This window comes from uncultured Succinivibrio sp. (assembly GCF_902756765.1).
Lineage (GTDB): Bacteria > Pseudomonadota > Gammaproteobacteria > Enterobacterales > Succinivibrionaceae > Succinivibrio.
In genome coordinates, this window is sequence record NZ_CACVSS010000172.1 from 1 (window position 1) to 4,913 (window position 4,913).

Consider the following 4,913-nt stretch of genomic DNA (forward strand, 5'->3'; position numbering starts at 1 on the left):
TTGAGGTATTTCTACTGTTAAGTTTAGTAAAAGTCCTATGATTTTTGCAAGAAAATTACAAAAAGTCCTATGACTTTTGCAAGAAAAATACAAAAAGTCATATGAATTTTGCAATTTAAAACTAACTTTTAGAAAATTTCAACGCACTTTATTCAAAAAAATCTTCACTGGTATAAAAAGGCATTAAGTCTTGTAGACTTGCTCATTGAAAATAAAGCTGAAGAAGCCAAAACTCTCATAAGCTCTATGTTAAAAGAGTTTTTTAAGTATCAGGAATACTGGTCATGAACTATATTGTCATGGTTTTATGGTCTGGGGGTAGCTCCTGCATGCACCTCAAGGGACATGGAATTTCACGAAGAAATGGAAAGAGGGGACGGTTTTCCTGATATTGTTCTCAAGCAGGATTCTTCTGAGACGGTAACTGTTCTGGAGTTTAAGAAAGGCGAGAATGACCGCTTGAGCCGGATTAAGAGTGCTGAATACGCTTCAGAACAGATCTTAAAGAAAATATATGCAGATCCATAAATTAACGAGCAGTACAGGAATGTATATGCTAAGGAACCGGTTTTGGCGGAATGGAATGTTATGTTATGTTCAGTCTCCAGTTAATTTGGCTGATAATAAATAATCCCAGGGGGGATTTTTTTTCTCTTCTTTTCTGCTCCTGCTCACAGGAATTTCCTCTATTAAGGTGGGGCATGTCATTTTTTTAAGCCTTGTATCCAATCATTTTTTCAGATCCTTATGCATCAGGTACCACAGATGTTCATCAATCCAACAATGCTCTCCTAATTGCCAGCGGCTTAAATCACCATCAAAAGGACAGTTGTCAAACATAGAAAAGCTTTCATCGACATGCGAAACATCCCAGTCACTGATATCCTGATTAAACTCAGAATCCTCAAAAATCCAGCTCATTTCATAAACACTAGAAACATCCCACTTTGAAATATCCTGATTAAACTTTGAACCACTGAACATGCCGCTCATCTTTCCTACATTAGATACATTCCAGCGGCTTATATCTCCATTGAAGACTGACTTACTGAACATGTACTCCATGTTCTCAGCGGCGCTGACAAGCCAGTTTGAAATATCTCCGGTAAATTCAGATTTGTAAAAACAGTAGGCAAAGTTCCTGCAGCAGCCTACCTTCCATTTACTGATATCCTGATTGAATACTGATTTCTTAAAGGTTCCTTCAAGCGATTTAACCGATATCAGGTTCCACTGTGAAATATCTCCGTTGAACTCTGATTTGCAGAACATATAGCTCATATCGGTAACATTTGTTGTTTTCCATTTGCTGATGTCACCGGTAAATTTGGAGGCCCTGAACATTGCTGACATATCTCTGCAGTTTATTACATCCCAGTTTGAGATATCACCATTAAAGGTACTGCCTTTAAACATCTTCCTCATACTATGCACATGAAAGACATTCCATTCTGAAATATCAGAATTAAAGTCAGCATTCATGAACATGCCTTTAAAGCAGGTTGCAGTATTAGGAAAACGCCAGGCGAAGATCTTGCCGTTAAACTTCAGATTCGACAGAGCATAGGAAAAATCGGTAAGCAGGCTGACATCAAGCACATTCAGATTGGCGCTGTTGCCGTATTCTCTTATAAGCTGCCTGACTAAGAGGCGGAGCTCACTGTTGGTTCTAACCTTTATCTTTCCTCCCTTTTTCAGTATGTCCTCATGCCAGCGGTCCATTTTAAAAAAATCAAAAAGCAAAAATGGATTGTCCTCAAAAGGAGTATCCTTAAAGGCGGTCTCAATGGTCTTCCAGGCTCTTATTATGTTCCAAGAGGAGATGTCTTTTGAAAACTTTGAGCCTTTGAACATATAGGACATATCCTCAACATTGAATACATCCCACTTTGAAATATCGCCATTAAAATCTGAGTTCAAAAAGAGTCTGCTCATATCGGTTATGTTGGAAACATCAAGATCGTTTAGGGAGCATTCAGGGCCAAACGATCTGATCCTGCTGTCTATAATCTGCAAAAGCTCTTCTTTAGATCGCACAATGATCCTGTGTTCATCTGCATAGCACATACCTGCTCCTCAAAAGTTTTATCTTTATTCTGTGTAAAGTTTAATAACAGTTAATTCCAGAATTTAAAGTGTATTCTCAGAAAAACTGGGGGCTTATTGGGGGAGTCAAACGTGATTCAAATGTAATTCAAAGATGATTTAAACGGCCTTTGTTATTTACTGTTCTGAAGCTTACATCTGGTAATAAAGTTCGTATTCTGGTAGCTTTTTTTCTGACTTTAAAGCTATAAACCCTTTATTTATCAGCTTTAACCATAATTTTTACATACGAACAGATAAAATTTATAAAATAATTTTTATACTTATTAAAATCTGGAACACTCAGGATTTATCATTTATACAGAAACAGATAGAAAAGGGGATAAAGCTTCAACCTTAAAGGCTGCTCCTTTCAGTATTAGCCTATAAATTACAGAGAGTTATGATATGAACTGATGATTAGATAAAAGCCTTTCACCTAAGTCTTTATTTATTGCTCGTAAATCTAATTCCTTATCCGTACCTGTGAGCTTGATGCAGAATACTTTGTGAAGATGAATGATCATGATGATCTTTGTGAGTGTGTTTCATGCGTCATTAACGATTTTGACGGTTTTGAAAAAGGCCTCTGGGATAAGTTTTCCATACATAGAAAGCAGGATCTTGATGAGTATAAGGAAAGATCCTCAAAATTTTCTAATCTGCTCCGCTTCATTGATATGGAGCTCTCTCATGCTGAAGCTAAGATTTTCTGGTCTGTAATCAAAAAACAGATTATCTCAGTGCTGAAGGCTCAGGGAGAGTTTACAGTTCCTGATAATAACAGCTTTAGCAATGCTGAAGGCAAGATTGCGAAGTATCTGGGTATCGACCGACAGTGGATCGAGTATCTTACCTCCTATGTGGTCATTGCCCGTAAAAGAGCTGTGTATAATACCTTATCCTACATGGATCTTGATAAGGATGAGAAGATTGAAGAGTATGCCTACTGCCTGGGGTTTAGTGCCGAGAAGTTCAGAAAGATCGGCAATGAGCTTTTTAGAATGGGCTTTTTTGTGAGAATGGAAGACGACTTTGATCATCATCTGTCAGATAAGATCTTAGATACCTATGATCCTTTCTTAAAAAGTGATCCATCAAAATGGTTTGACAGGCTTGAATACAGCGATTCCTTAAAGCTTGAGGATTTCATGGTCGAGGATAAGGCTATGAATATGCTCAAAAGCTTTCTCTCAGGAGCCATGGGCAAGAATACCAATATTCTGCTCTACGGTGAACCTGGTACCGGTAAGACCTCTCTTGTAAAGACTCTGGCAAAAGAGCTTAATCTGACTGTGTTCTCTGTAAGCTCCGGAGTTGACGACAATGATGCAGACCGACGCCTCTCGCTTGCCGCCTGTGTTAATTTTGCCAGACGCTACAAACAGAAACCTCTGGTGCTGGTGGATGAGGCCGAACGTCTTTTATCAACCGATTTTGGCAATAACAGATTCTCTAAGGATAAGGCATGGCTTAACTCTTTTTTGGAGAAGAGTGATGTCAGCATCATCTGGATTACCAATCAGATTGATCATGTTGATCAGGCGGTAAGACGCAGATTCGATTTCAGTCTGTATTTTCCTAAGCTCAATAAAAAACAGCAGCTTAAGATCTGGGAGTTTGTCCTCAACAAGTATGAGGTAAAAGGCTTTATCTCCTCAAAGGCTTTAAATACCCTTAATGCCGATTTTGAAGCTCCTGTATCGGTAATCGACAAGAGTGTCCTCTGTGCTAAGACGCTTTGCAAAGAGGGTAAAAAGGAGTTTGCCTCTATCCTCAGAACGCAGCTTGAGTCCTACGTTTCTCTGCGTGAGGATGGTATTTCCTCAGAAGTTCTTAAAAAGAACATAAAAAAGAAGAAGAGTGAGACTCCTAAGATGGATGATTATTCAACTGATGCGGTTAACTTCAACTGTGATATCAACAGATTCATTGAAGGCTTTAAAAAGCTTCATGAAACGGTTAAGGGAACTAAAAGTCCAGAGAAGGGCATTGGTACCATTCTTTTCTATGGCCCTCCAGGAACCGGTAAGACTGAGCTTGGCCATTACCTTGCAAAAATAACCAAAAGAAAGGTGGTGATTAAAAAGGCCAGTGATCTGCTCAACTGCTATGTTGGTGTCAGTGAGCAGCTGGTGGCGGAGACCTTTAATAATCTTGATCTTAAAAAGGAGATCCTGATTATCGATGAGGTTGACAGCTTCCTCTATGACAGGGCAGGGGCTAACCATTCCTGGGAGAAGACTCTGGTGAATGAGTTTTTAACTCAGCTGCAGGAGTTCCGAGGCATCCTTATCTGTACAACCAATCTTGTCAAAGGCTTAGATCCTGCAGTGATGAGACGCTTTACTACCAAGCTTGAGTTTAAGTACTCAGAGGGTAAACAGCTCGATGCTCTGTATGAGAGTTTACTCAAGCCTTTAAGCAAGACCTCTCTTAGTGAAAAGGAAACTTTAAGACTGCATAAGCTTAAGACTCTGACTCCAGGTGACTTCCATGTGGTTAAAGGTAAGTTCAGCTCAATCTTCAGTGAGAAGGATAATCCTTCAAATGATGATCTGATAAAGGCCTTAGAGCAGGAGATAGGCTTTAAGGATAATAAGCCTGAGGGGAGTTACAGGAGGATTGGGTTTATTTAGAGTTTTGTTTTTCAGTCATTTAAAAGCTCCATTGGGATAGGATTTCAGTGGAGCTTTTTATCTGTGGCGCATAGATCTATTTGATTGCTTGTGGAAAATGTATTAACCGAATTAGCGAATTATTTCTTAATTTTTAATTGAAATTGAGAAAAATATCACTGAATTTGACTCAAAGGAAGAGAAAATTTA

3 protein-coding genes are annotated in these 4,913 nt (G+C 38.8%); 2 read left to right on the plus strand and 1 reads right to left on the minus strand.

Features of this window, described 5'->3' with window-relative positions; all coding sequences use genetic code 11:
• Positions 1–345 precede the first annotated feature (345 nt).
• A complete protein-coding gene (locus QZU45_RS12060; protein ID WP_295355634.1) occupies positions 346–528 on the plus strand; it encodes a PD-(D/E)XK nuclease domain-containing protein in 183 nt (60 codons plus the stop codon).
• A 201-nt stretch (positions 529–729) separates the two neighbouring features.
• On the opposite strand, the gene QZU45_RS12065 is transcribed toward QZU45_RS12060, so the two are convergent.
• On the minus strand, positions 730–2,037 hold the full coding sequence (locus tag QZU45_RS12065; protein ID WP_295355636.1) for a BspA family leucine-rich repeat surface protein: 1,308 nt from the start codon (positions 2,035–2,037) through the stop codon (positions 730–732).
• A 563-nt stretch (positions 2,038–2,600) separates the two neighbouring features.
• On the opposite strand from QZU45_RS12065, the gene QZU45_RS12070 reads away from it, so the two are divergent.
• The gene (locus tag QZU45_RS12070) at positions 2,601–4,724 is read left to right on the plus strand and encodes an ATP-binding protein (protein ID WP_295355638.1); all 2,124 of its coding nucleotides are present in this window, start codon (positions 2,601–2,603) and stop codon (positions 4,722–4,724) included.
• The last annotated feature ends 189 nt before the right edge of the window (positions 4,725–4,913 follow it).